This is a genomic window from uncultured Tateyamaria sp. (assembly GCF_947504105.1).
Classification (GTDB): Bacteria; Pseudomonadota; Alphaproteobacteria; order Rhodobacterales; family Rhodobacteraceae; genus Tateyamaria.
The window spans coordinates 23,278-49,033 of record NZ_CANNGP010000023.1 but is presented as its reverse complement, the minus strand read 5'-3'; the positions used below and the strand labels follow the sequence as shown (position 1 = coordinate 49,033).

Here is a 25,756-nt window from a genome sequence, read left to right as displayed (position 1 = left end):
TGCCTATGTCTGCCTCTGGCCGCCGATTATTCGGCTGACCTTTTTTGTAATTGCCGCGAAGCTAACACAGGTCGCATTTTCGATAAAGTGTTGATGCGGCTCACGTTTCCGTTTTTCTGCACGCGCATCAAACAACATATGGGGGATGCGGCAGCGCATGGCCCCAAAAGGGCGATTGTGGCAAGAATGTGGCGGCGGCTTACCGCCGCGTTTTCAGAAAGTCGGGCAGGGCACCCAAATTGGGAAGGGCGGCGTATCGCGGGTGCCCCTCGGGCGCATCGGCGGCCTCGAGATCCCAGGCCAGATCATGGGGCACAAAAACACCGAAACCGCCCGCATCAATCATTGGGCGCACATCGGATTTCATCGAATTGCCAATCATCATGCCGCGGTCTGCGCCACCAAAGCGGTCGAATATGCGGGCATAGACAGCCGGGGTCTTGTTCGACACGATCTCGACCCCGTCAAACAGATCACTCAGGCCGGATTGCGCCAGCTTGCGTTCCTGATCCAGCAGATCGCCCTTCGTGATCAACAGGACGGGGCCATGTTCCTTGGCGCGGGCGACCGCCTCGTCCGCATGTGGCAGCAAGTCAATGGGGTGATGTAGCATCTCCTGACCTGCTGCAATCAGGTCGCCGATGACATTTCCCGGCACCCGGTTTTCGGTAACCTCAAGCGCCGTTTCGATCATCGACAGGACAAAGCCCTTCACGCCGAAACCATAGTGCCCGATGTTCCGGCGCTCGGCAGCCAGCAATTGCGCATCCAGGTCCGGCACATCTGCGTGCGGGGCCAGCAATTCTGCGAACCGCTCCTGCGTCAGCTTGAACACGCGCTCATTGTGCCAAAGCGTATCGTCTGCATCGAACGCGATACACGCGGTTTCAAAGCCCATTGGGATCACCATGACGCGACATTCCCGCACCGCCCTCTTTCCTAAATACGCGCTTGCGTTATATAGGGTGATCCAAGCTCACCAAGAGATTCCCGTTTATGAGGACGCGCATGCAGTCTGACATGCACATGATGGCACCCAAGTCGGCAGGTCCGGCGGATGAGGATGGCGATACCGCCATTGTCACCGAAACCAAGCCCAAGACCAAGCGCCCGCCGCTCTACAAGGTGCTGCTTTTGAACGACGACTACACACCCATGGAATTCGTGGTGCATGTGTTGGAACGGTTTTTTGGCCTCAATCACGCACAGGCGTTCGAAATCATGCTGACCGTGCACAAGAAGGGGCTCGCCGTTGTGGGCGTTTTCAGCCACGAGATTGCCGAAACCAAGGTGGGACAGGTCATGGACTTTGCCCGCAGGCATCAGCACCCGCTGCAATGCACAATGGAAAAAGAGGAATAGGCCGCCTACGTGCTAGGTGATCGTCTGCCTCTGGCGCTCGATGCGATGGACGCATGGGGCGACGGCCCCGTGGCCGTTCTGCACCCGCCCGAGGATGCCGACCTGTCCGCGCTTCCCAAGGACCGCGTGCGCGTCGTGTCGCCCTTGGTCATGGTGTGCGACCGGTTTGAACGTATGGGTTACACCGTCTCACCCGAACTTCCCAAAGACACCCGCTTTGCCGCCAGCATCGTTTGCCTGACCCGCGCGCGGGCCGAGGCGCAATCCCTCGTCGCAGCCGCGATGGCGCAAACCAATGGCCCTGTGATCGTCGATGGGCAAAAGACGGATGGCGCGGATTCCATGTTGAAAGCGCTGCGCAAGCGGATCGAGGTGGGCGCACCCATCTCCAAGGCGCATGGCAAGATCTATTGGATGGCTGGTGGTGCCGATTTTTCCGACTGGGCACGCGGCCCCGAACTGCATCCGGGTGGGTTTTGGACCGCCCCAGGCGTTTTCTCGGCCGATGGTGTCGATCCCGCGTCTGAAATGCTGGTCGCGGCATTGCCCGAAGCCATGGTGGGCTCGGTTGCCGATCTCGGCGCAGGTTGGGGCTATCTCTCTGCCCACATCCTGACCCGCGATGTCAAAGCGGTTCATCTTGTCGAAGCGCACGACATGGCGCTGCAATGTGCCCGTCACAATGTGACGGACCCTCGCGCGCAATTCCACTGGGCGGACGCTACCGTATGGATGCCGCCCGAAAAGGTTGATGCGGTCATCATGAACCCGCCTTTCCACAAGTCTCGCAGCGCTGATCCATCCTTGGGGCGTTCCTTCATCGCCAACGCCGCCCGCATCCTGCGTCCCCACGGGGCGCTTTGGATGGTCGCCAACCGACATCTGCCCTACGAGGATGCCCTTACGTCTCATTTCACCAAAGTGGTTGATCTGGACGGCGATGCGCGGTTCAAACTGGTGCGGGCTGAACGGCCAAAGAAAAACAAGGGGTAGCCCATGTCCTTTTCCATCAACGGTAAGACCGCGATTGTGACGGGTGCTGCCAATGGCATCGGTCTCGCCATCGCGCGGCATTTTGCAGACCGTGGGGCCAACGTCATGTGCGCCGACATGGACGAAAAACGGTTGACCGATGAACTGGGTGATGTCGCGGAAGAAGGCAACATCCGGTACTTCGCCGGTGATCTGCGGCAACGCCTGACCATTGCCAACCTCATCTCGGCCACCATTGATGCGTTCGATCAGGTGGACATCCTTGTGAACGCCTCCCGCCAGGTGATGGAGACCGATGCGCTTGATCCCGAGGACAAGTCGGTTGAAACCCTGCTTGAACAGAACCTGATGACCGCCCTGCGGCTGAGTCAGCAAGTCGCGCGACGCATGATCAAACAGGCCAAGGGCAACGAGGATGCCGCGTGCGTCGGGTCCATCATCAACCTCAGTTCCATTGCAGCGCACCAAACCCGGCCCGAGCTTTTGGGTTATTCCATAGCGTCGGCCGGGCTTGAGCAGATGACCCGTTCCATGGCCCTTGCCCTTGCGCCGAAACGCATCCGCGTGAACGCGGTAGCCTTCGGATCGGTCATGTCGGCCTCGCTCAAAGCCTCGATCGGCGATCATCCCGACTGGCGCGATGAGATAGAGGGACGCACCCCGCTCCACCGTATTGCCAGCCCAACCGAGTTGGTGGACGCGGTTCAGTTTCTCGCGTCGGACGGCTCCGGTTTCATGACTGGGGATGTGATGACCGTAGACGGTGGCCGCAGTCTGCTCGACCCGGTCGAGGCTCCGGCGCATTAGAGTTTTGCCCTTGGCCCCGCGGGGACGTGTGGGCTAGAAAACTGTCAACCAAACAGGACAGTGTGCCATGACTGAACAGTTCGACACCCAGAAAGCCCGTGCCGCCGCATGGTTCCGTCAGTTGCGGGACGACATTGTTGCTGCGTTCGAAGGCTTGGAGAACAACCACGGCACAGGCCCGATGTCTGATGGCACACCAGGTCGGTTCGAGGTGACGGAAACCAAGCGCACCTCCGATGATGGCTCTGATGCGGGTGGCGGATTGATGAGCGTGATGCGGGGTGGCCGTGTGTTCGAAAAAGTCGGTGTGAACGTCTCGACGGTCTATGGCACGTTGGGGGAACGGGCGCAGAATGCGATGGCGGCCCGCAAGGGTATTCCAGGGATGAAGGATGACCCGCGGTTCTGGGCTTCGGGCATCAGCCTTGTGGCCCACATGCAGAACCCGCATTGTCCGGCGGTGCATATGAATACCCGCATGTTCTGGACGCCCCATGCGTGGTGGTTTGGCGGCGGGTCTGACCTGAACCCCTGCATCGAATACGCGGATGACACGGCGCATTTTCATGCCCAGCAGAAAGCACATCTGGATCCCCACGGGGACACGCATTATCCGCGTCTCAAGGAATGGGCGGATGAGTATTTCTTTATCCCTCACCGCAATCGCGCGCGGGGTGTTGGTGGCATCTTCATGGACGACCATTGCACCGGCGATTGGGAGGCGGATTTCGCGTTGACCCAGGACATTGGAAGGGCCTTTTTGCCAGCCTATGTGCCGCTGGTCGAGAAACGCCGGGTGCAGGATTGGGACGAGGATCACAAGCACAAGCAGCTGGTGCATCGCGGGCTCTATGCCGAGTACAATCTGGTCTATGATCGGGGCACCAAGTTTGGGCTTGAGACCGGGCATGACGCCAACGCTGTGCTGATGTCTTTGCCGCCTTTGGCGAAGTGGGTGTGATCTGTCCCCGCGGGGACAAGGTGTTCGAGGCCTTGTCTGAAGTTTAACCGGTCTGTGAATGTGCCGTATTTTCAGTGAGTTGAGCGCCGTTCGGTGCGATATGCCTATTTTAACCCTGCGCGTGGCACCCTCGTGTCCGATGGGGCGCGGTTTCGTGGGCGTCGTCGGGCGGCTCTGTTTGCGCTTTGCGCAAAGGCGCCCGCCCGCCGACCCTTTCAGCTTTCGAAACTTGCCAGGATGCTTGCAATGTCGAGGCCAGTGGCGCTGCCAGCGATCTGACCGAATGGTGCGTGGATGCGGGTACTGATGAACCCGTCAGCCACGGCAGAGGGGGCGTGGCGGATCAGGACAGATGCCGCCAGAAGAAGCGCGGTGCGTTCGGCAAAGGTGCGCGCCTCGTGTTCGGCAGGCAGGGCGGGCCAGCGGGCGCGGTGGTCTTTGAGGGCCTGATCGTAGCGGGCATCCTGCCCGGTGGCACTATCGAGGTCTGCGGTCAGAGCGGCATCTGCCTCAGGCTCGCGTGCCAGCGTGCGCAGGATGTCGAGACAGATCACGTTGCCTGATCCTTCCCAGATGCTGTTGAGGGGGGCTTCGCGGTAGTACATCGGCATGGGCGTATCTTCGACATACCCCATCCCACCGAGCACCTCCATTGCTTCGAGCGTCACGCGCGGGCACAGCTTGTTGTTGAGAAACTTGGCGAGGGCCACAGCGATGCGGGAAAAGGGGCGCGCATTTGGATCATCGAAGGCTGCGGCGACATGCAGCCCAAGGTGGGTCGCAGCCTGCCAGTCAAGGATCAGGTCGGCCAGCACCGTCCCCATCAACGGCTGGTCGATCAGGGTTTTCTGGAATGCGCGTCTATGCCGCGCCCAGTGCATGGCGTGGGTCAGCGCGCCACGCATGAGCCCCGCAGGTGCGATGGCGGTGTCCAGCCGTGTGTGGTGCACCATTTCGATGATGGTCTGGACGCCGCGCCCTTCGTTGCCGAGCTGATAAGCGAGGGCGTTGTGATATTCGATTTCTGACGAGGCGTTGGCCTTGTTGCCCAGCTTGTCCTTGAGCCGCATGAGGTGGATCGCGTTCCGGTCGCCGTCGAGCCAGCGCGGGACGAGGAAACAGGTCAACCCTTGGTCCGTTTGTGCAAGCGTCAGGAAACCGTCCGACATGGGCGCCGAGCAGAACCACTTGTGGCCGGTGAGGCGCCAATGATCTCCGGCGTGTATCGCTTTTGTGCTGTTCGTACGCACATCAGAGCCACCCTGTTTTTCTGTCATGGCCATGCCCAGCGTCGCGGATGTCTTTTGATCAATTGGCAGGACGCGGGGGTCGTAGGAACGGGCCTTGAGTTTCGGCACCCATATCGCGGCCAGTTTTGCATCTGCTTGCAGGGCAGGCACTGCGGCATAGGTCATCGTCAGCGGGCAGCAATGCCCCGGCTCGACCTGGCTGGCCATGTAGACCATCGCAGCATGGTCCACATGGCTGCCGCCATCCCAGGCGGTGGCAGCGTAGCCTGAGCCTTGGCTGAGCGTCATCATCTGATGATAGGCGGGATGAAATGTCACCTCATCAAGGCGACGCCCGCCTGCATCGAAGAGGGTCAGTTCCGGCGTATGCCGATTGGCAGCTTGTCCTGTTGCCCGTGTGTCGGCCCGCCCCAATGCCGCGCCGTACTCCTTCAGGTGATCGGGTGCGACCGTCACCAGAATGGGATCGTCTGTAAACAGGTTCACGTCACCCAGCGGATCAGGCTGGTTTTCGACCTCATGCGTGGGCAGATGGCGGCGCGGTGTGGGCATGGTGCAAGCGTGCTGCTTTGCGCCTGAGTCGGTCAAGGTCGGAACTTGTTGATGAGAAAAGTGGCGCCGGTCCATCCTTCCCTGTTTTAAAAAAATCCTCCCCGAAGGGTCGGGTGGCCAACTGCGCCGTTTATTGGGGCTCTGCCCCCGGTCTGCGACCTCCCCCGAAGTTTACTTAGCAAAGTGAAATGGGATCAGTGCCAGTCGAAGAAGCCGGGGCCAGCGGATTTCAGAAGGTCTTGGGCGAGGTCGGTGCCCATGGTCGCGCCATCGGCAATGGGCCCTTGTCGGATGCCGCGAATGGCGTCAGATCCGTCGGGGCGCAGGACTTCGCCGGTGAGTGTCAGTACGTCCCCGTCAAGCGTGGCAAGTCCGGCGATGGGTGTTTCGCACGAGCCATCGAGCGTGAACAGGAACTGTCGTTCGGCGGCGAGGCGCTGGCCTGTTGGGGTGTCGTGGATGGCCAACAGCATCTCGGCCGTGTTGGTGTCATCCAAGCGCCGTTCGATGCCGATGGCCCCTTGGGCGATGGCGGGCAGCATGTCGGTTGGTTCGATGGGGGTGGCGGGTACGTCGGTCATGTTCAACCGGTTCAGCCCTGCGTGGGCGAGGAATGTGCAGTCCGCTACACCATCCGCCAGTTTCTGAAGCCGGGTCTGTACGTTGCCGCGGAACTCGACCACGTTCAGGTCGGGGCGCTTGTGCAGGAGTTGCGCCCGGCGGCGCAGGGATGAGGTGCCGACCGTGGCACCTTCGGCGAGGTCAGCGATCCGCGTCAGGCCGGGTGAAATGAAGGCGTCGCGGACATCCTCGCGCGGCAGGAACGTGTCAAGGATCAGCCCATCCGGCTGGATCGTGGGCATGTCTTTTGTCGAGTGCACGGCGATGTCGATGCTGCCATCGAGCAACGCATCTTCAATTTCGCGTGTGAACAGGCCCTTGTTTCCGATCTCCTTGAGCGGGCGGTCCGCGGCGATCATCGAGCGATTGTCGCCTGTGACCCTGATCACCACGACTTCGAACGACTCTTCCGGCAGGTCGAACGCGCTGCTCAGACGCTGGCGCGTCTCATGGGCTTGGGCAAGGGCGAGGGGCGATCCGCGGGTTCCGATCTTGAGTGGGGCGGATGGAGTTGGTAGGCGCACGGTCATGACTTTATCTTTTAGATGTGTCAACTTATGTTGACAACTGGAAACGAAGAGACAGGGGCGTGTGTGATGAAAGATGGCGGGACCGGCAAGACTATTTTGCGGGCTTTGGCGGGTGAAGTGTTGCCGACGCCACCCATCTGGATGATGCGACAGGCTGGGCGGTATCTGCCGGAGTACAAGGCCACGCGGGCGCAAGCCGGTGATTTCCTGTCGCTGTGTTACAACCCGGCATTGGCTGCCGAAGTCACGTTGCAGCCGATCCGGCGCTACGGCTTCGATGCGGCCATTCTGTTTGCTGACATTTTGCTGGTGCCCCAGGCGCTGGGCGCGGATTTGTGGTTTGTGACGGGTGAAGGGCCGCGCCTGTCGACCATCACCGATCAGGCGGGTGTGGACGCGTTGAAGCCGTTGGATGACATTCACGAGACACTGAACCCGATCTACGAGACGGTACGCATTCTGCGGCGGGAGCTGCCGGAAGAGACTACGCTGATTGGCTTTGCGGGGGCGCCGTGGACGGTTGCCACCTACATGATTGCGGGACGGGGCACACCGGACCAAGGCCCAGCGCATGCGCTGATGCAAGGGAATGTGGCCGCCTTTGAGGCGCTTTTGGCCCGGATCACGGCCGCCACCATCGAATACCTGTCGGCGCAGATCGAAGCTGGGGCCGAGGTCGTGAAGATCTTTGACAGCTGGGCGGGGTCGCTGAAGGGCCCGGCGTTTCAGAAATACGCCGTTGCCCCCTGTGCCGAGATCACCGCAGCGCTCAAGGCGCGGCATCCGCATATCCCGGTGATTGGTTTCCCGCGCGAGGCTGGGGACGGGTACATCGGTTTCCACAAAGCGACGGGCGTGGACTGCGTGGCGCTGGACAATTCGGTGTCGCCTGAGTGGGCCGCTGCCAATGTGCAGACAGCTGGCTGTGTGCAGGGCAACCTGGCCTCATCCCACATGGTGACGGGCGGTCAGGCCTTGGTGGACGAGACGCGCGCCATCGTGCAGGCCTTTTCCAAGGGGCCGCACATCTTCAACCTGGGCCACGGAATCACACCGGATGCGGACCCGGACAACGTGGCGCTGATGATCGAAACAGTCCGGTCGACAAAGTCCTGATTTCTGGCTTGACGACTCTGAGGCGCTGGCATAGGTCACGCGTCCATGGCGCGGTAGCTCAGCTGGTTAGAGCGCTCGACTCATAATCGAGAGGTCGGGAGTTCAAGTCTCCCCCACGCCACCATTCTCATACCACGTTGCAGACACTGAAAGTGCCGCTTGGGCGTCGGCAAGAGCAGCGCGGCATCGCGCGGTACTGAACCCGGACCGAACGTATTGGCATCATGATTAAGACGGCGCTTACTGACAGACTGCTTCAGGTTGCACTTGCCGGTTTGATCCTGATGGGCATCGGGGCGGCAGCGATCGGTCCCTTTCAATCCATCATTGGGATCGAAAAGGTCGGTTTTTCTGACGCGGCATACGCGGCAATTGTGACCGGTGGCGCATTCTTCAGCGTCGTGGCGTCCATACTTGTTGGGATTTATACCGACCAAACCGGACGCTTCCGAGAAGCCCTATTGGCCGCGTTGATTATTGGGTCGGTTGCCGGGGTATTGATGTTCTTTGCCCCTTCGAAACTTGCGTTTCTTTTGGTTCACGTGGTGTTGTTTCCCGTCGGCGCAACGGCCTTTACACAGTATTTCGCCATATCTGTCGTCGCGGCAAACGAAAACCCAAGTCTCGACCGGCCATATGCGGCAACGCTGTCTCGTGCGACGTTTTCCGGTGCATATGCACTGACCCCAGTGATATGGGGTTACGCGCTTGCGAAAGGTGTTGACGTCATGGGGGCATATGCCGTGGTCGCGGGCGCAAACATCGTTGCACTGTTGGTCGTGGTGACGCTTTGGCGTGGTAATCATACGCTGTCCCGGACCAAGAAGTCTGGCAACGGATTGCTGGCATCCTTGTCTGAACTCATGGAGCCGGGCCTACTTGTGCGTATGGTGCTGATCTGTGTGATTTCTGCGACCAACGGCCTCTATAACATCCTGTTGGGTTTGCTCATTCTGAACAATCTTGGAGGTGCGGAGGCGGACGTCGCTTTGTTTGCGGGTCTCATAGCGTTTATCGAGATTCCCGTGATGATGCTCACAGTTCGATTTCTGCGTGTGCTTTCTCCGTCGCTTCTTATCCTGATTGGTGTGGCAATTTACGGCAGCTTTCTTGCGGTTTTGGGCTTTATGCCTTCCGTAAAGCTTGCATGGTGGCTTGTTCTTCCTGCGGGAATTGGTGCGGGGATCATTCTGTCGATACCTATTGGGTATGTGCAAAACCTTGTGGCTGACCGGGCCGGTGCAGGCAGTTCTTTGTTGTCGGTCAACCACTTTGGCGGGGCGATTATTGCATCAGCGATCTTTGCGGTTGGGTCCAGTCTGACCGGATATCAGGGTGTGGCAATGATCGGGGCTGTAATTGCAATAGTAGCGGCAGCCCTGCTGTACGTGTTGGACCGCCATCAGATTCTCAGCACCTCTCTTTCTGATGAGTTTGCCGAGCGCTGAGGTGTGGCGTCTTTGAGTTATGGGGCAGGGTGCTGTCCGCGCGACACCGATACCGTGCCCCAGAAGGTTTTCGGGACGCAGTTCACCCCGAAAGATCTACAGTCAAAGGAATGTGCAAATCAGTGTTGCTTGGCGGTGTGCTGGACATCCAGCAGCGCAGCATACGCAAGCCCCGCCTGCGCCTTGGGCACAAAGATATGGTCGTGGTGATATCCAGCGATCACGTTGCAAGGGATGTCCTGTGCCGCCAGTGCAGTTGCAACGGCGGCGGTAAGGCCGACGCCTTCGAGGTCGGAATTCACTTGAAGCGTGATCAGTTGCATGACCGCGCTGCTTTGGTAGCCGCCCGCCTTGGCCGTTGCTTCGGGCAGGATCAGGGTTGTGCCTTCGGCTTCCTGGATCACCGCGAATGCGTCGGGTGGGATGGTGTCCGCGCCGGTCACTGAACAGAATACCCAGTCGCCGGGGACGATGATCGGCGTCATACCTGCAATCATCGATTGGGTGTCTTTGACAGTCATGGCGCGCCTTTCAGGGATATCGGATGTCGAACGCCGCACGGATGGCGGCATCGGTTCTGTTATCGATATAGGATGGGTGGTGATTGGCAAGGATGTCGTCCACCTGCGCGGCTGCCCGGTCCCAAGCCGTGAGTGCGCCCGTGTCTTCCCATGTCTTTGGCGTCTCGCGGTCGGCGAGGGTGGGGTAGACATAGTCGCGCTCCATCGCGGCGATGGTGGCAGGCCCGCCAAGGAAGTGGCCTTCGCCCAGAACCGCCGCATGGATGCCCGCAAGGTCGAGCGTGCCTTCTGATACTTCGACGCCACGCAGGATGCGGTATGTGCTGGCGTGCATCTCGTCATCCAGCACGAAGGCTTCGAAACTTGCCCCAAGCAGGGCCGCTGTCATGCCGGAGCTTTCGTAGATCAGGTTGCCCCCGGCGAGGGCCGCCGCAAGCGAGGTCAGCCCCTTTTCCTGCCCGTATTGCGCGTCGAGCGCCTTGGCATCCGTCATGGAGGCGGCCACGCCTGACACGAGGCCGAGGTGGTTGACGATCTGGGCCGAGGCGGCGTTCATCACGGCGATCTCTCCACCCCCGCCTGCGAAGGCGCCGGTGCGCAGGTCGATGACCAGCGGCCAGTTCGAGAACACCATGGGGTGGCCCGGTTTGATGGCGTGCACCATGACCAGGCTGGCCAGCGTTTCGGCCAGCGATTGGGCGAGGAAACCGGCGAGTGTCGCAGGCGCCGTGGCCCCGGCTTGCGCGGCCGTGATGCAACTGAGCGGGATGTTGTGGGCAATGCAGGCATAGACCGTTTCGACCGCATCTGCCCCAAAGCGCATAGGCGATATGACGGGGCTGATATGCGCCTTGACGAAGGGGCGTTTTGCAAAGGCACCATCGCCCCCCGCCACCATTTCGAACATGTGGACGATGGGGGCGACGTGCTCCGCCAGTGTGAAGGCCGTTGCAACGGGTTTGGTGGTGTTGCGCATCAGCGCGTAGGCGGTGTTGATATCCAGCAGCCATTCATCCGGCATGTCACCCGCGATGCAGCAGCGGGTGAACCAGCTGACATTGGTGAGCGTGTCTTGGAGCCGGGTGAAATCATGCAGGTCCTTGAGCGTTGAAGGTCGGTAGGACCGGGTTTGCCGATCAAGTGTTTGGACTGCGGCCCCGCCGGTGCCGAAGTGGACCGCGTCCCCACCAACTTCGATGGTGCGGGCGGGATCGCGGCCATGCAGGGGGAATGTTTTGGGCGTCTGATCAATAGCCTCTTCCACCAGGGTGCGCGGCAGGGCGACGCGCCCATTTGGCAGCGTCTGTGCTCCGGCCTGTTTGAGTGTTGCGCGCAAGCGGTCAGAAACCTCTCCCATCCCCAGATCGGTCAAAAGACGCAGGGCAGCGTTGTAGATGCTTTTTAGATCTGTGTCCGACAGGGGGCGATACTGGCCGCCGGACTGTCCTGGCGGGGCCGGGTTCGTCGGTGGGCCTGCAGCCCGGGCTTTCTTCCGGGCTGAGCGTCCTTTGCGCATGGGTTTGGGATCGGACATGCGATCAGGGGTTGCGATGTTTGGCGCGCATGCAAGTCCTCCGCTTTGAATTTGATGACGGCAAATACATGTTTTCAGAACAGTGAAGGTGAGGTGCTGTGATTGACCGCGCTGGCGTTGTCCCCATTGTTCCGGCACGTATTCAGAGCCGGAGCATTGCTATGAAAACCCAGACCCGTGCCGTTGTGATTGGCGGTGGCATTGCCGGGTGTTCCACCCTGTATCACCTCACACAGGAAGGATGGACCGATGTGGTGCTGGTTGAGCGGGATGAACTGACCAGCGGCACCACGTGGCATTCGGCGGCGCAGGTGACGAACTTTGGCATGAACCAGACGATGGTAGGGCTGAAGACGCATTCCATAAACCTCTATCAGGAATTGCGCGACGATCCGGATTATCCGGTGCAGTACAATCACGGAGATGGCGGCATCCGGTTGGCGAACACCGAGGCGCAGATGGATGGGTATCGCCATTTCGCTTCGATGGCGCGGGGCATGGGGGTGGAGTTCGAGGTGATCGACGCCGAGGAATGCGCGCGCAGGCATCCACTGATCTCGACCGACAATCTGCTGGGTGGGCTTTGGGACGGCAATGACGGGGATATTGACCCCGCTTCGCTTTGCCAGGCGCTTGCGCGACGGGCGCGCAAGGCCGGGGCCGAGGTGTACCGGCAGACGAATGTGACTGGCCTGACGCAGTTGAAGGACGACAGTTGGATCGTTCGTACAGATAAGGGCGATATCGCCTGCGAAGTGGTCGTGAACGCCTGTGGGTATCGGGTGAACGAGGTGGGCGCGATGATGGGTATCCATCACCCTGTGACGTCTATGGAGCATCAGTATTTCGTCACGGACGAGATTCCCGGCATCGTTGCTGCCGGACATCGCATGCCGCTACTGCGTTGCCCGATCAGCGACTATTACTGCCGTCAGGAAAAGAACGGATTGCTGTTGGGCTTCTACGAACAGGATTGCAAGACTTGGGGGATGGACGGGATTTCGCCCGACTTTTCCAATGATCTGTGCCCGGACGATCTGGACCGGATCACGGATGTGCTGGAGGGCGCGTTTGAGCGAATGCCTGCGCTGACAGAGGTGGGGATCAAGAACGTCGTCAACGGACCGATCACCTACACTATCGACGGGGCGCCGCTGGTCGGACCCATCCCGGGCAAGCGGAATGCCTTTTGTATCATAGGCTTGCGCGCTGGGCTGGGTGAAGGGGGTGGTCATGGTTGGCTGTTGGCCCAGCAGATCGTGCATGGCGAAGCGTGCTATGACACATGGTGCCTCGACCCTCGCCGGTTCACAGGGCATTGCAATGTCGAACTGACGGCGCTGAAGGCGATAGAGGATTATCAGAACGAGTTTCGGTTCCATTTCCCGAATGAACATCGGCCCGCCGGGAGGCCCATGAAAACCACGCCTTTGACCCCTGTATTGGCGGCAGAGGGGGCGGAATTCACGGTCGTGAATGGCTGGGAGCGGGCGGAGTATTTCAAGCCATCGCCTGACTTTGAAGTGACGCACGGGTTCCAGTTTGACGAAGCGTTTGATGTCGTGGCCGAGGAAGTAAAGGCGGTGCAGACCGGTGTTGGCCTGGCTGAGGTCAACGGGTTCAACCGGATTGAGATCACGGGGCCGGATGCACACGACTTCCTTGACCACGTGATCTGTGGGCGGGTGACGCGGAAAGCGGGCAAGGTGGGCCTTGGCTATCTGCTGAATGAACATGGTTGCGTGAAGGGTGAGGCGACGATTGCCAACATCCCTGATGAGCCTGTCTGGTATGGGTCGGCGGCGGCCGCCGAATGGCACGACATGGATTGGCTGCGCGCACATGCGGACGGGTTTGACGTGTCGTTTCAGTCGCTTACGAACGACTGGACGATCCTTGTTCTGGCGGGACCGAAGGCGCGGGATGTGCTGTCAGCCGCCTCTCGTGGCGATTGGTCAGCGGCCGCGTTTCCCTGGTTGTCGGTGCGCCACGCCTTTGTGGGGATTGCCCCTGCGGTCGTGATGTCAGTCAGCTTTTCGGGTGAGCTGGCCTATGAAATCCATGTGCCGAACAACCAGTTATACGCGGCCTACCTGGCACTCCGCGCGGCGGGAGAGGCGCATGGGCTGCGCCTGTTCGGGGCGCGGGCGGTCGAGTCCATGCGGATGGAGAAAGGGTATCTGCATTGGAAGGCCGACCTGATCACAGAGTTCGACCCGTTTGAGACCGGGCTGGACCGGTTCGTTAAGATGGACAAGGATTTCTTGGGCAAGGCGGCGCTTGAAGTCAGGCAAGCCAAGGGACCGGTGGCCAAGCTGGTGAGTTTGCAGATCGACTGCACCACCTCACATGCTCAACCAGGGGCATCTGTGATGCAGGATAACAGTGTCGTGGGGACTGTGACCTCGGGCGATTGGGGGCACCGGGTGGGGATGAGCCTTGCCTACGCCTTTGTGCGCCCCGATCTGGCAGCGCAAGGCACTGAAATCACGGTGGATATGCTGGGTGAGACCGTGCGTTGCAGGGTCATTGCACCCGGTCCTTATGATCCCGAGACGACCCGTCCGCGTGCCTGACAGGCATCGGCCAAAAGCGGCGATATAGTTACAAAGGCGGGTGACAGATTTAGTTGCGTTGCATAACAATCTCTCTGGAAGAGCGAGTCAGGCCGCACGTGCCCGACCGGATAAGGGAGGAAATTCATGTCACTCACACGCAAATTGTTTCTGAACATGGTGGGCGCCGCGGCGTTCGCCATCGGGTCCGGCACTGCCGCGCTGGCGCAAGAGGTTACACTGAACCTGCACCAGTTCCTGCCCGCACAAGCCAACGTGCCCAAGCTGGTGCTAGATGTCTGGGCCGACAATGTTGAGGCCGCCTCGGACGGCCGCATCAAAGTGGATCGCTATCCGTCGATGCAGCTTGGAGGTCGTCCGCCAGAGCTGATGGATCAGGCCATTGATGGTGTGGCCGATATCGTCTGGACGGTGGTTGGGTACACTCCGGGACGGTATCCCAGCACGGAGGTGTTCGAGCTGCCCTTCATGATGACGGACGCCCGTGCAATGTCATCCGCCTACTGGCAAATGTTTGAAAAACATATGAAAGATACAGAGTTCAAGGACGTGCACATCCTGGGAACATGGGTGCACGGACCGGGCATGATCCATGTGAACAAGGAAGTGAAAACGCCCGCAGACATGGCGGGTCTGAAGATCCGCGGCGGGTCGCGCACCGTGAACAGCCTGCTTGAAAAGATGGGGTCTACCCCCGTTGGCATGCCCGTTCCTGCGGTGCCCGAAGGGCTGAGCAAGGGTGTGATCGACGGCACGACCATTCCGTGGGAGGTGACTGCCGCGTTGAAGGTGCCGGAGCTGGTGGGAAATCACACCGAGTTCGAAGGTAACGCCCTGTATACGCTGACTTTTGTGCTGGCGATGAATAAGGATCGCTACGAGTCGCTGCCTGCCGATCTGCAGAAGGTCATTGATGACAACTCCGGTCTAGAGTTCAGCATCTTTGCTGGTGGGACGCAGGCGGATTCAGATGGTCCTGCCCGTCAGGCAGCGGTGGACAATGGCAATAGCATCGTGACCGTGTCTGGCGATGATCTGGAGGCATGGCGTGCCGCGGCCCAACCCATCTATGACGAGTGGGTGGCTGATATGGAAAGCAAAGGCATCGACGGTCAGGCCCTGATCGATGAAGCGCGCGCGCTGATGGATGCCTACGAAGGCTGATCCTTTTTAACCTTTGAAATCGGGCCGTGGCAGAGATGCTGCGGCCCGATTTTCCAATAAAATGAGGCGGATATGCACGAGGTGGTGAAATGGCTGTCGCGGATGTCGGCGGTGATCGGGGGGATCGTTCTGCTGGTTTTGATCCTGTTGACCACCCTGTCCATCATCGGGCGCGAGCTGTCCAAGCTGGGGCATTCCATGGCCGATGGTTGGCTGGTGTCGCTGGGCGAGTGGCTGGTTGCGTCCGGCGTGGACGAGATCAACGGCACCTACGAGCTGACCGAAGCGGGCGTTGCCTTTGCCATTTTCGCGTTCTTTCCGGTCTGCCAATTCTATGGCAATCACGCGACTGTGGATGTGTTCACCTCGGCCATGCCGCGCCGCCCATTGGGCTGGTTGCGCGCCTTTTGGGAGGTGGTGCTGGCCGCTGTCATCGTGTTCATCGCCTTGCGTTTGTACGAAGGCATGCTGCGCTATCTGGGCAATGGCGAGACGACGCTGTTCCTGCAGTTTCCGGTCTGGTGGGCCTATGCGGCAAGCGTGGGTGCTGCGACCATTGCGAGCCTGACGGCTGTTTACTGCGCCTGGGCGCGGCTGGTCGAAGCCGCGACGGATCGCCAAATCTTGCCAGAGGGTTAACGGCACATGGACTGGATTCGCGAGATTGTCCAATTTCTGGGCTTGACCCGGCTGGAGCTTGGGTTCTGGTCGTTCCCCATTTTGCTGGGCCTGATTTTTTTGCGGGCGCCCATTGGATTGGCCATGTTCCTGATGGGCCTGCTGGGCTGGATATTCGCGATGAACGGCAACCCGACGCCGATCCTCGCCAAACTGAAATCCGAGACATACACCACATTCTCTAACTACTCGTTAACCATCATACCGATGTTTCTGCTGATGGGGCAGTTCGCAACCCTGTCGGGCATGTCGACTGCCCTGTTCAAAGCGGCAGAGAGCTTCCTGGGCCACCGCCGCGGTGGGGTTGCGATGGCATCTGTGGGGGCTTGCGCCGGCTTTGGTGCGATATGCGGATCGTCACTGGCGACTGCGGCCACGATGAGCCGCGTGGCGTTGCCGGAGCTGAAAAGATACGGGTATTCAGGGGGGTTCTCGACCGCGACCCTGGCTGCGGGCGGCACGCTGGGTATCCTGATCCCACCATCGGTGATCTTGGTGATCTATGCGATCATCACGGAGCAGAACATTGCAAAGCTGTTCCTTGCCGCCTTTATTCCGGGCATTCTGGCCGCCATTGGCTATGTCATCACCATCTCGATCTATGTGCGTTTGTACCCGGACAGTGCGGGCACGCGCGCGGCGGTGCCGATGGCAGAACGCTGGAAGGCGCTGGCCGAGACATGGCCGGTTCTGGCGATTTTCGCACTGGTTGTGGGCGGTATCTATGCCGGGTGGTTCACCCCGACGGAAGGCGCTGCGGTGGGTGCTGCGGGCACGGGGCTGGTTGCACTGATGAGCGGCAACCTGACCTGGCGGGTGTTGGGAGAGGCGCTGATCGGAACGGCGAAGACCACTGCCATGATCTTTTTCATCGTGTTGGGCGCGTCGCTCTACAACAACTTCCTCGCCCTGTCCGGCGCACCGCAATGGCTGGCCGATTTCGTTTTGTCCCAGGGATTTACGCCCATTCTGGTGTTGAGCGTCATCCTTCTGTTCTACCTGATCTTTGGTTGCGTGATGGACAGCTTGTCGATGATCCTGCTGACGGTGCCGATCTTTTTCCCCGTCATCTCGGGCCTCGATTTCGGGCTGACGCCCGAGCATGTGGCGATCTGGTTTGGCATTCTGGTGCTGATCGTGGTGGAGGTTGGATTGATCACGCCGCCGGTGGGCATGAACCTATTCATCATCAACGCGATGGACCGGGAGACGCCGATGACCGAGACCTACAAGGCCGTCATGTTCTTTGTGGGATCCGACATTTTCCGGGTGATTCTGCTGGTTGCTTTCCCGGCGATCACGCTGTTCCTGATCCCCTGATGCGCAACGTTCGATGGTCTGAGCGACGGGTTTTCCCTGACACGGGTGTTAACGCCATGAAAACAAGGGGGATGGGTCCGTCACCATGCGTACACCCCCTGTGCACCCCCCGTACACCGGTTTGGGCGGTTTCAGTGTGTCGAGCGGGGTTAAGGGCGCGCGCGGTACGTTAACCTTAATGGACCGTCAACGGCAGGCTTGCTGGAATCGGGTGAGCTGTGTTTGGGTAGTTATGTAGCATAACTAAAGGGGCGTGCATGCCGGATTTATTGGTGGATGTTCAAGAGGCGATTGCTGTCCTGACGCTGAATCGCCCGGACAAGCGCAACGCCATGTCGGACGGGCTTCTGGCCGAGATTGATGCGTTCTTTTCCGCACCGCCAGAAGGGGTGCGTGTTGCGGTCATCACCGGGGCGGGCGGGCACTACTGTGCTGGTCTGGACCTGTCGGAGCATGTGGCGCGCGATGCCGAGGGCACATTGCACCATTCGCGCGGGTGGCATGCGGTGATGGACAAAGTGCAGGGCAGCGGGCTGCCTGTCGTGTCGGCCATGACCGGTGCGGTGATTGGCGGGGGGCTGGAACTGGCCACGTCGACCCATGTGCGCATTGCCGAGCCGGAGTGCATTTTTCAGCTGCCTGAGGGGCGGCGCGGCATCTTTGTGGGCGGCGGGGCGACGGTGCGCGTTGGTCGCATACTGGGGCCGGACCGGATGACCGAAATGATGCTGACCGGGCGCAAATATGGAACCGACGAGGCCGTGGCGCTCGGGTTGGCGCATTACGCGGTTGGGGCCGGAGAGGCTTTGCTCCGCGCGATGGAAATTGCTGCGCAGATTGCCGGGAATGCGCCGCTGTCGAATTATATGATGATCCAGGGGATTGCGCGGATTGCAGACATGTCGCGGCAGGACGGGCTGTTTGTCGAAAGCCTTGCCACGGCGTTGTCGCAGGCCTCGCCCGATGCTGCCGAAGGTTTGGCGGCATTTCTTGAAAAACGCAGCCCGAGGTTCCGGTGATGGAAAAGCCAAAGGAGAAGCCCGGGGGTGGCGCGTCGGACGCGGCGCTGCGCGACTTTGTCGGTTATAACATGAAGCGGGCGTTTAACGTGTTGCAGGCGGATCTGGCACGGACGTTGGAACCGTTCGGGCTGCGCATGCTGACCTTTTCCGCCCTGTCGATGATTGTTGAGAACCCGGGCCTGCGCCCTAGTCAGTTGGCCGAGGCGCTGTCCGTGGAGCGGGCGAATGTGGTGGTTTATGTGGATCAGCTGGAAGAGGCGGGATGGGTGACGCGTGCCCCGAGCGAGACGGACCGCCGGGCCTATGCCTTGCAGTGCACGTTGGCGGGGCGGCAGGTCTACGAAAAGGCGCGGGCGGCGGTGCGTGCGCATGATCGGCGTATGCTGGACGGGCTGCGCGAGGTCGAGATTGCTGCCGTGAAGAAAGCGCTGATGCGGATCGAGGGGCAGGGGTGACGGATCATCTGGACCTGCGGCCGCACAAGGTGGTGCGGGAGGATCGTGCCGATGGGTCGATCCTGTTGCGGTCCGGATACGAGATGTCTGCTGTCGATCGCTCTACGGGCGTGTGGCTGGATCGATGGGCGGCGCAGACACCGGATGCTATGTTTCTGGCTGAGCGATCGGGGGCTGGGTGGAATACAGTAACTTATGGTGAGGCGCTTACGCGGGTGCGTGATCTGGCCGCTGGGCTTTTGGCGCGTGGGGTTGATGGGCCGATCCTGATCCTGTCGGGCAATTCGGTTAACCATGCTTTGCTGACGCTGGCCGCGCAATATGTTGGGCTGGTGACTGCGCCTGTAGCCGCGCAGTACAGTCTGATCCCGGCGGCGCGGGGACGGCTGGAATATGTGCGCGACCTGGTGCAGCCCGCGCTGGTCTATGCCGCCGATGATGACGCGTTTGGCCCTGCGCTGGATGTGTTTGACTGCCCCAAGCTGGTGTCGCATGTGGTGTCTGGACGTGCGGCTGCATTGGATGGTTTGACCGGGCCGGCGGATGTGGATGCGGCCCATGCCAGTGTTGGGCCCGGAAGCGTGGCGAAGCTGCTTTTGACCTCCGGCTCTACATCCGACCCCAAGGCCGTGGTGACAACCCATGGCATGATGACCACCAATCAGGCGCAGATCCGGGATGGTTTGCCGTTTGTTTCTACCCGCCCGCCGGTGTTGGTGGATTGGCTGCCGTGGAACCATGTGTTTGGCGGCTCGCACAACTTCAATCTGGTGCTGGCGAATGGGGGCACGCTGTACATTGATGATGGCGCGCCGATCCCGGCCAGGTTTGGCCGGACGGTTGAGAATTTGGGGCGGGTGTCAGGGACGATATCGTTCAACGTGCCGGTTGGCTTTGCGCAGTTGGTGACAGCGATGGAAGCAGATGCGGCGCTGCGCGAGACGTATTTCCGTGACCTCGACATGATCTTTTATGCCGGGGCATCGCTGCCACAGGAGACGTGGAACATACTTGAGCGTATGGCAATTGAAACGGCTGGGCGGATGCCGTTGATCACGTCAAGCTGGGGCCTGACCGAGACGGCACCCGCCGCGCTGTTGCAGCACGTGCCGGCCAAGGGGGCGGGCATTGTGGGCGTGCCGATGACGGGTGTGACCGTGAAGCTGATTGACGATGGAACGGGGCGCATGGATGTGCGGGTGAAAGGGGGCAACGTGTTCTCTGGCTACTACGATGCCCCTGAGAAAACCGAAGAAGCATTTGATGATGAAGGCTTTTTTATCACGGGAGATGCGATGCGTTTTGCTGACCGAGACGACATGGCCAAGGGCTTGCGCTTTGATGGGCGGTTGTCCGAAGACTTCAAGCTGAGCACAGGAACATGGGTGCAGGCGGCGCAAATCCGGTTGGAGATGCTGGCGCTGCTTGGCCCGCTGGCACGGGACGTGGTGATCTGTGGGGCTGGACGAGATGAGGTCGGGATGTTGGTGGTTCCAGGGCCCGATGCGATGGACGGAGTGGCTGTCAACGGTGCGCTATGCTGCGCAGCATCACGTAACATATGCCAGCGTATTTATGCTCAATCTGAAGCCGTCTCAGGGTCCGCCCGCGTTGTGGCGCGCGCCCTGGTCATGGCGGAGCTGCCTGACATCGGGGCGGGTGAGGTGACGGCCAAGGGCAACCTCAATTTTGCCAAGCTGCTGGAGCGCCGGGCCCATCTGGTGGACCGGCTTTATGACGACAACGACCCTGCGAGTATTGTTCTATGATTGATCTGAAAAAGATCCGCGCCATCGACATCCACACCCATGCGGAAGAGCCGTGCGGGTGTCATGCGGATGACGGTTACGACGAATTGCAGTCGACCATGGCGGAGTATTTCCGTGCGCCTTGGAAACATCCGCCGACAGTGCCGGAGACGGCGGCCCATTACCGGGCGCAGAACATCGCCGCTGTTATCTTTCCCGTCGATGCAGAGCGGGAGACGGGCTATCGCCGTTACGCCAATGAAGAGGTCGCCGAGATTGCAGCGGAGAACAGCGATATCCTGATCCCTTTTGCCAGCATCGACCCATGGAAGGGCAAGATGGGAGTGCGCGAAGCCAAGCGACTGATACGCGACTTTGGCATCAAGGGGTTCAAGTTTCATCCGACCATGCAGGGGTTCTATGCCAATGATCGCATGGCCTATGACCTTTACCGGGCGATCGAGGATGAGGGCGGGATTGCGCTGTTTCATACGGGCCAGACGGGTGTGGGCTCGGGCATGCGCGGGGGCAACGGGATGCGCCTGAAATATTCCAATCCGATGTATATGGATGATGTGGCTGTGGATTTTCCTGACCTGAAGATCATCCTGGCCCATCCGTCATTCCCTTGGCAGGAAGAGGCGTTGGCCGTCGCGCAGCACAAGCCGAATGTCTATATCGACCTGTCCGGCTGGTCGCCGAAGTATTTTCCGCCGATCCTTGTGCGATACTGCAACTCGATCCTGCGCAAGAAGATGTTGTTTGGGTCGGACTGGCCCATGATTGCGCCAGAGCGGTGGTTGAACGATTTTGATAGTATCGACATCAAGGATGAGGTGCGGCCCGGTATCTTGAAGGATAATGCGGCACGCTTGCTTGGGTTGCAGTAAATTGCGCACTGCCCGGCGGGCGGTTGCGGCAATTGGGCGCGGGATGCAGGATAAAGCATCTTCATGAGTCTTTGGGAGGGGACGCATGGCAAACGCGGCATCGTATTTCGTGGATCGACATGTCACCGAGGGGCGGGGCGCCAAGCTTGCCTTTCGCGAGGTCGGCACAGGGCGCAGCCTGACATATGGCGCGCTGGCTGACGCATCAGGGCGCGCTGGGGCAGCGTTTCTAGCGGCGGATATCCGGCCCGAGGAACGGGTTGCCATGCTGGTGCTGGACCAGATCGAGTTTCCGATCCTGTTCTGGGGCGCGCTCAAGGCTGGGGTCATTCCGGTGCCCCTGAACACGTTGCTGGCGACCCCTGTCTATGACGCGATCCTGCGCGACAGTCGCGCCACGATGTTGATTGTTTCTGAGGCTTTGTGGAAGGTTGTGGCGCCTGTTCTGGCGGACAATCCGTTCCTGCGTCGGGTCGTGGTGATTGGCGGTGCCCGGGATGGGGCCGAGACCTACGACAGTTTCATGACTAGGGCTGACGGGCCGATTGACCCGTTTGAGGCCAAGGACGACGAGACGGCCTTCTGGCTCTATTCCTCGGGCTCGACCGGGCAGCCCAAGGGGGTGTCTCACATCCATTCGGCGCTGCGGGCGACGGCAGACACCTATGGTGCGCAGGTCTTGCAGGTGCGCGAAGACGATGTGGTGTTTTCCGCTGCCAAATTCTTTTTCGCCTATGGCCTGGGCAATGCGATGACCTTTCCCATGTCAGTTGGGGCGACCGTTGTGATCTTTGGCGGGCGGCCCACGCCGGATGTGATGGTACAAGTGATTGCCGACGCACAGCCGACCGTATTCTGTGGCGTGCCAACGCTTTATGCGGCCATGGTTGCGCATATGGAGGCGGAAGGAACGCCCGATGCGCCGTTGCGCAGGTGCATTTCTGCCGGAGAGGCGCTGCCGGAGGATGTTGGCACCCGATGGGAAAAGCTGACCGGCGTGCCGATCCTGGATGGGGTTGGATCGACCGAGATGCTGCATATCTTTCTGTCGAATGCACCGGATGATGTTGTTTACGGCACTTCAGGCGTGCCTGTGCCGGGCTATGACGTGCGGCTGGTGGATGAGCATGGCGCGGATGTTGGTACGGGCGAAGTGGGCGAGTTGCTGGTCAACGGGGCCTCTGCTGCGGGCGGCTATTGGAACCAACGCGACAAAACACGCGAAACATTTGAGGGCGTATGGACGCGAACCGGCGACAAATATGAGCGCCGCGCGGACGGGCGATATGTCTACTGCGGGCGGACGGATGACATGTTCAAGGTGTCCGGCATCTGGGTCAGCCCCTTCGAGGTGGAGCAGGCGATTACGTCTCATGCGTCCGTTTTGGAATGCGCGGTGGTTGCGATGAAGGATGCGGATGGGTTGGACAAGCCCAAGGCCTTTGTCGTGCCCCATGGCGTGCGGCCTGATGGGTTGGAAGAGATGCTGAAGGATCATGTGAAGGACCGCGTGGGCAAGTGGAAGTACCCGCGTTGGGTCGAGTGCGTGGACAGCCTGCCCAAAACGGCGACGGGCAAGATCCAACGATTCAAGCTGCGTGAGGATGTGTGATGGAGTGGTCGGCGGGTACGGTTTTGGTTGCGGGGCAGGTGCTGGATTATGCGTGTTGGGGACCTGCGCCCGGTGACGCGCCAACGCTGGTAATGCTGCATGAGGGGCTTGGATCTGTCGGTCTGTGGCGGGACTGGCCTGCCGAGCTGGCCGCGGCGACCGGCATGGGCGTGATGGCCTATTCCCGTGCGGGATATGGTCGATCCTCGACCGTTCCTTTGCCGCGCCCGCTGGACTATATGAGCCGCGAGGCAGTGGATGTTCTGGGGCCGTTCATGGATGCGGTCGGGATCGAAAATGCCGTGTTGCTGGGCCATTCGGACGGCGCAACAATTGCGGGCATCTATGCTGGGACGGTGTCTGACATGCGTGTGCGGGGGCTGATCCTGATCGCGCCGCACTTCTTTACGGAGCCTGAGGGGTTGGAGGCCATTCGCGCGGCGAAGGTGGCCTATGAAACAGGCAACCTGAAAGACCGGTTGGTGCGCCATCACGATGATCCTGCGGTGGCCTTTTACGGCTGGCACGATGCTTGGACCGATCCCGGGTTCGCCGATTGGAATGTGGGTGATGCCATCGATCACTGGCGCATTCCGGCGCTGGTCGTACAGGGGGCAGAGGATGCCTATGGCACGTTGGCACAGGTGCGCGAGGTCGAGGAACGGGCCTATTCCCCCGTTGAAGCACTGATCGTGGATGGTGCAGGGCACGCGCCGCATCAGGATACGCCCGAGGTCGTGACGCCCGCGGTGGCAGGGTTCTGCGAGACATTGATCGCCCTGGAAGATGCCCTCTCGGAGGTGCAGTAAAGTGCAATAAAATACCCCATGAAGAGGCATATTGTGCATTTTAGCAGTTCTTTAATGTAGCATAGTGCCACTTTCGACCTCGCAAGGCGCATGTGATTCATGACCCAGACCATCGACTTTCGCACTGACCCGTCCCGCTATCGCCATTGGCGTGTGGAGTATGAGGGTCCGGTGGCGACCCTGTGGATGGATGTGGATGAAGATGGCGGATTGTTCGATGGGTATCAGTTGAAGCTGAATTCCTACGATCTGGGCGTCGATATTGAGTTGAATGATGTGGTGCAGCGGATGCGGTTTGAGCATCCGGAGGTGAAGGTGGTCGTGATGAAATCCGCCAAGGACCGGGTGTTTTGCGCAGGCGCCAATATTCGGATGTTGGGTGGTGCGGCGCATTCCCACAAGGTCAATTTCTGCAAGTTCACGAATGAAACGCGCAATGCCTATGAAGCGGCTGAGGCAGAGAGCGGGCAGAAATATGTGGCAGCGGTCAAAGGGGCTTGTGCCGGTGGGGGGTATGAGCTGGCGCTGGCGTGCAATCATATCATGCTGACGGATGACTCGACCTCTTCGGTCGCTTTGCCCGAGGTGCCGCTGCTGGCGGTGTTGCCGGGGACAGGTGGCCTGACCCGCGTAACGGACAAGCGGATGGTACGGCGGGATCGGGCGGATGTGTTTTGTTCGACCGAGGAAGGGGTAAAGGGCAAGCGGGCCGTACAGTGGAAGCTGGTGGATGAGGCCGTGCCCAATGCCCGCTTTGACGAGGTCGTGGCGGCGCGGGCGGTGGAGTTTGCCGCGGCGTCGGACAAGCCGGATGTGGCGCGGGGGATTGTGCTGGGGCCGATTGAGCGGACGGTGTCTGACGATGGCTCGGTGACCTATGGGCTGGTTGAGGTGACCGTGGATCGCGCAGCGCGGCGGGCGGAGGTTTTGATCAAAGGGCCGGAGGGCGATGCCCCTGCGGATGTTGATACGTTGGTGGCGGAAGGTGATCAGTCCTACATCTTGCGTTTGGCGCGGGAGTTGGAGGACGCCATTCTCCATCTGCGCTTGAACGAGATGGGGGCTGGCCTGTGGGTGATCCGGAGCCAAGGTGATCCGGAGGCTGTTCTGGCGCATGAGGCGCTGATCCTCGACAACCGGGATCACTGGCTGTGCAATGAAATCCGGCACTACTGGAAGCGGGTGTTGAAGCGGGTCGATGTAACCTCGCGGTCATTGGTGGCGCTGGTTGAGCATGGGAGCTGCTTTGCTGGTGTACTGGCTGAGCTGCTTTGGGCGGTCGATCGCTCCTACATGATGGAAGACGAATTCGAAGGGGACAATCGGCTCCTTGCGACCATCACCTTGAGCGAAGGGAATTTCGGAGCCTACCCGATGGGCAATGATCTGACCCGGTTGCAGACACGATTCTACGGATCCGACGATGCCACGGGGCTGCGCGATCAGATTGGCGAGGCGCTTGATGCCGAGGAGGCTGATGACGCGGGGCTTGTGACGGAAATCCTTGATGACATCGATTGGGAGGATGAAATTCGCATCTTCCTTGAGGAACGTGTGAGCTTCTCACCCGATGCCATGACGGGGATGGAGGCGAACCTGCGCTTTGCCGGGCCTGAGACGATGGAGACGCGCATCTTTGGCCGCCTCACTGCGTGGCAGAACTGGATTTTCAACCGGCCCAATGCGGTTGGCGAAGATGGTGCGTTGCAGCGGTACGGGACCGGTGTGCGCGGTGATTTCAACATGGAGCGGGTGTAACCCGCGCAGTTGGTAGGCAGATTGCCCAC

At 60.3% G+C, this 25,756-nt stretch carries 22 protein-coding genes and 1 tRNA gene; 18 read left to right on the top strand and 5 right to left on the bottom strand.

Annotated features, from left to right (window positions below; translation table 11 throughout):
* Nucleotides 1-199: 199 nt before the first annotated feature.
* On the bottom strand, nt 200-898 hold the full coding sequence (locus Q1A75_RS14440; RefSeq protein ID WP_299551539.1) for an HAD family hydrolase: 699 nt from the start codon (nt 896-898) through the stop codon (nt 200-202).
* A 110-nt stretch (nt 899-1,008) separates the two neighbouring features.
* Between Q1A75_RS14440 and clpS the strand changes: the two genes are divergently transcribed.
* The 4 genes from clpS to hemF all read left to right on the top strand — a co-directional run bounded on the left by clpS (nt 1,009) and on the right by hemF (nt 4,123).
* Entirely contained in the window at nt 1,009-1,362 is a 354-nt protein-coding gene (clpS, locus tag Q1A75_RS14435; RefSeq protein ID WP_299208534.1) for an ATP-dependent Clp protease adapter ClpS, read from the top strand.
* A gap of 9 nt (nt 1,363-1,371) precedes the next feature.
* Entirely contained in the window at nt 1,372-2,355 is a 984-nt protein-coding gene (locus Q1A75_RS14430; RefSeq protein ID WP_299551543.1) for a methyltransferase, read from the top strand.
* A 3-nt stretch (nt 2,356-2,358) separates the two neighbouring features.
* On the top strand, nt 2,359-3,162 hold the full coding sequence (locus tag Q1A75_RS14425; protein WP_299551546.1) for an SDR family oxidoreductase: 804 nt from the start codon (nt 2,359-2,361) through the stop codon (nt 3,160-3,162).
* Between the two features lie 67 nt (nt 3,163-3,229).
* Nucleotides 3,230-4,123 (top strand): oxygen-dependent coproporphyrinogen oxidase, encoded by an 894-nt coding sequence (hemF, locus tag Q1A75_RS14420; protein WP_299551549.1) that lies wholly within the window; start codon nt 3,230-3,232, stop codon nt 4,121-4,123.
* 215 nt (nt 4,124-4,338) lie between these two features.
* Here hemF and Q1A75_RS14415 read toward each other — a convergent pair whose 3' ends face one another.
* A complete protein-coding gene (locus tag Q1A75_RS14415) occupies nt 4,339-5,925 on the bottom strand; it encodes an acyl-CoA dehydrogenase family protein (protein WP_299551552.1) in 1,587 nt (528 codons plus the stop codon).
* 194 nt (nt 5,926-6,119) lie between these two features.
* On the bottom strand, nt 6,120-7,076 hold the full coding sequence (hemC, locus tag Q1A75_RS14410; protein WP_299551554.1) for a hydroxymethylbilane synthase: 957 nt from the start codon (nt 7,074-7,076) through the stop codon (nt 6,120-6,122).
* Nucleotides 7,077-7,142: 66 nt separating this feature from the next.
* Between hemC and hemE the strand changes: the two genes are divergently transcribed.
* The 3 genes from hemE to Q1A75_RS14395 all read left to right on the top strand — a co-directional run bounded on the left by hemE (nt 7,143) and on the right by Q1A75_RS14395 (nt 9,640).
* On the top strand, nt 7,143-8,192 hold the full coding sequence (hemE, locus tag Q1A75_RS14405) for a uroporphyrinogen decarboxylase (protein ID WP_299551557.1): 1,050 nt from the start codon (nt 7,143-7,145) through the stop codon (nt 8,190-8,192).
* A gap of 47 nt (nt 8,193-8,239) precedes the next feature.
* Nucleotides 8,240-8,316, top strand: a tRNA-Met gene (locus Q1A75_RS14400).
* Nucleotides 8,317-8,416: 100 nt separating this feature from the next.
* Nucleotides 8,417-9,640 carry an MFS transporter gene (locus tag Q1A75_RS14395; RefSeq protein WP_299551560.1) on the top strand — a complete coding sequence of 408 codons (1,224 nt, stop codon included), beginning with the start codon at nt 8,417-8,419 and terminating at the stop codon, nt 9,638-9,640.
* A 119-nt stretch (nt 9,641-9,759) separates the two neighbouring features.
* Here the strand turns inward: Q1A75_RS14395 and Q1A75_RS14390 are convergent, their stop codons facing one another.
* Together Q1A75_RS14390 and Q1A75_RS14385 are read right to left on the bottom strand one after the other, a co-directional pair.
* A complete protein-coding gene (locus Q1A75_RS14390) occupies nt 9,760-10,161 on the bottom strand; it encodes an ACT domain-containing protein (protein WP_299551563.1) in 402 nt (133 codons plus the stop codon).
* A gap of 10 nt (nt 10,162-10,171) precedes the next feature.
* Nucleotides 10,172-11,695, bottom strand: coding sequence for a trimethylamine methyltransferase family protein (locus Q1A75_RS14385; protein ID WP_299551565.1), 1,524 nt, complete (start codon nt 11,693-11,695; stop codon nt 10,172-10,174).
* 161 nt (nt 11,696-11,856) lie between these two features.
* Between Q1A75_RS14385 and Q1A75_RS14380 the strand changes: the two genes are divergently transcribed.
* The 11 genes from Q1A75_RS14380 to boxC all read left to right on the top strand — a co-directional run bounded on the left by Q1A75_RS14380 (nt 11,857) and on the right by boxC (nt 25,727).
* Entirely contained in the window at nt 11,857-14,271 is a 2,415-nt protein-coding gene (locus Q1A75_RS14380) for an FAD-dependent oxidoreductase (RefSeq protein WP_299551568.1), read from the top strand.
* A gap of 156 nt (nt 14,272-14,427) precedes the next feature.
* Nucleotides 14,428-15,435, top strand: coding sequence for a TRAP transporter substrate-binding protein (locus Q1A75_RS14375; protein ID WP_299551574.1), 1,008 nt, complete (start codon nt 14,428-14,430; stop codon nt 15,433-15,435).
* Between the two features lie 72 nt (nt 15,436-15,507).
* Nucleotides 15,508-16,074 carry a TRAP transporter small permease gene (locus tag Q1A75_RS14370; RefSeq protein WP_299592402.1) on the top strand — a complete coding sequence of 189 codons (567 nt, stop codon included), beginning with the start codon at nt 15,508-15,510 and terminating at the stop codon, nt 16,072-16,074.
* Between the two features lie 42 nt (nt 16,075-16,116).
* Entirely contained in the window at nt 16,117-17,433 is a 1,317-nt protein-coding gene (locus tag Q1A75_RS14365) for a TRAP transporter large permease (RefSeq protein ID WP_299555233.1), read from the top strand.
* Between the two features lie 257 nt (nt 17,434-17,690).
* Nucleotides 17,691-18,452 (top strand): crotonase/enoyl-CoA hydratase family protein, encoded by a 762-nt coding sequence (locus Q1A75_RS14360; RefSeq protein ID WP_299555165.1) that lies wholly within the window; start codon nt 17,691-17,693, stop codon nt 18,450-18,452.
* Entirely contained in the window at nt 18,452-18,910 is a 459-nt protein-coding gene (locus Q1A75_RS14355; RefSeq protein ID WP_299555168.1) for a MarR family transcriptional regulator, read from the top strand. The genes Q1A75_RS14360 and Q1A75_RS14355 overlap by 1 nt, the downstream gene beginning before the upstream one ends.
* Entirely contained in the window at nt 18,907-20,679 is a 1,773-nt protein-coding gene (locus tag Q1A75_RS14350) for a feruloyl-CoA synthase (protein ID WP_366142210.1), read from the top strand. Before Q1A75_RS14355 ends, Q1A75_RS14350 begins: the two co-directional genes overlap by 4 nt.
* Entirely contained in the window at nt 20,676-21,548 is an 873-nt protein-coding gene (locus Q1A75_RS14345; RefSeq protein WP_299555171.1) for an amidohydrolase family protein, read from the top strand. The genes Q1A75_RS14350 and Q1A75_RS14345 overlap by 4 nt, the downstream gene beginning before the upstream one ends.
* A gap of 85 nt (nt 21,549-21,633) precedes the next feature.
* Nucleotides 21,634-23,160, top strand: a complete 1,527-nt coding sequence (locus Q1A75_RS14340; RefSeq protein ID WP_299555173.1) for a benzoate-CoA ligase family protein — start codon at nt 21,634-21,636, stop codon at nt 23,158-23,160.
* Nucleotides 23,160-23,969 carry an alpha/beta hydrolase gene (locus Q1A75_RS14335; RefSeq protein ID WP_299555176.1) on the top strand — a complete coding sequence of 270 codons (810 nt, stop codon included), beginning with the start codon at nt 23,160-23,162 and terminating at the stop codon, nt 23,967-23,969. The genes Q1A75_RS14340 and Q1A75_RS14335 overlap by 1 nt, the downstream gene beginning before the upstream one ends.
* Before the next feature lie 99 nt (nt 23,970-24,068).
* Nucleotides 24,069-25,727, top strand: coding sequence for a 2,3-epoxybenzoyl-CoA dihydrolase (gene boxC, locus Q1A75_RS14330; RefSeq protein ID WP_299555179.1), 1,659 nt, complete (start codon nt 24,069-24,071; stop codon nt 25,725-25,727).
* The last annotated feature ends 29 nt before the right edge of the window (nt 25,728-25,756 follow it).

Coding starts and splice junctions, on each gene's coding strand:
- hemF (WP_299551549.1), top strand. CDS start 3,230: ATGACTGAACAGTTCGACACCCAGAAAGCCCGTGCCGCCGCATGGTTC.
- Q1A75_RS14380 (WP_299551568.1), top strand. CDS start 11,857: ATGAAAACCCAGACCCGTGCCGTTGTGATTGGCGGTGGCATTGCCGGG.
- Q1A75_RS14360 (WP_299555165.1), top strand. CDS start 17,691: ATGCCGGATTTATTGGTGGATGTTCAAGAGGCGATTGCTGTCCTGACG.
- boxC (WP_299555179.1), top strand. CDS start 24,069: ATGACCCAGACCATCGACTTTCGCACTGACCCGTCCCGCTATCGCCAT.
- Q1A75_RS14370 (WP_299592402.1), top strand. CDS start 15,508: ATGCACGAGGTGGTGAAATGGCTGTCGCGGATGTCGGCGGTGATCGGG.
- Q1A75_RS14440 (WP_299551539.1), bottom strand. CDS start 898: ATGGGCTTTGAAACCGCGTGTATCGCGTTCGATGCAGACGATACGCTT.
- Q1A75_RS14415 (WP_299551552.1), bottom strand. CDS start 5,925: ATGCCCACACCGCGCCGCCATCTGCCCACGCATGAGGTCGAAAACCAG.
- Q1A75_RS14395 (WP_299551560.1), top strand. CDS start 8,417: ATGATTAAGACGGCGCTTACTGACAGACTGCTTCAGGTTGCACTTGCC.
- hemC (WP_299551554.1), bottom strand. CDS start 7,076: ATGACCGTGCGCCTACCAACTCCATCCGCCCCACTCAAGATCGGAACC.
- Q1A75_RS14345 (WP_299555171.1), top strand. CDS start 20,676: ATGATTGATCTGAAAAAGATCCGCGCCATCGACATCCACACCCATGCG.
- Q1A75_RS14425 (WP_299551546.1), top strand. CDS start 2,359: ATGTCCTTTTCCATCAACGGTAAGACCGCGATTGTGACGGGTGCTGCC.
- Q1A75_RS14385 (WP_299551565.1), bottom strand. CDS start 11,695: ATGTCCGATCCCAAACCCATGCGCAAAGGACGCTCAGCCCGGAAGAAA.
- clpS (WP_299208534.1), top strand. CDS start 1,009: ATGCAGTCTGACATGCACATGATGGCACCCAAGTCGGCAGGTCCGGCG.
- hemE (WP_299551557.1), top strand. CDS start 7,143: ATGAAAGATGGCGGGACCGGCAAGACTATTTTGCGGGCTTTGGCGGGT.
- Q1A75_RS14390 (WP_299551563.1), bottom strand. CDS start 10,161: ATGACTGTCAAAGACACCCAATCGATGATTGCAGGTATGACGCCGATC.
- Q1A75_RS14340 (WP_299555173.1), top strand. CDS start 21,634: ATGGCAAACGCGGCATCGTATTTCGTGGATCGACATGTCACCGAGGGG.
- Q1A75_RS14335 (WP_299555176.1), top strand. CDS start 23,160: ATGGAGTGGTCGGCGGGTACGGTTTTGGTTGCGGGGCAGGTGCTGGAT.
- Q1A75_RS14355 (WP_299555168.1), top strand. CDS start 18,452: ATGGAAAAGCCAAAGGAGAAGCCCGGGGGTGGCGCGTCGGACGCGGCG.
- Q1A75_RS14375 (WP_299551574.1), top strand. CDS start 14,428: ATGGTGGGCGCCGCGGCGTTCGCCATCGGGTCCGGCACTGCCGCGCTG.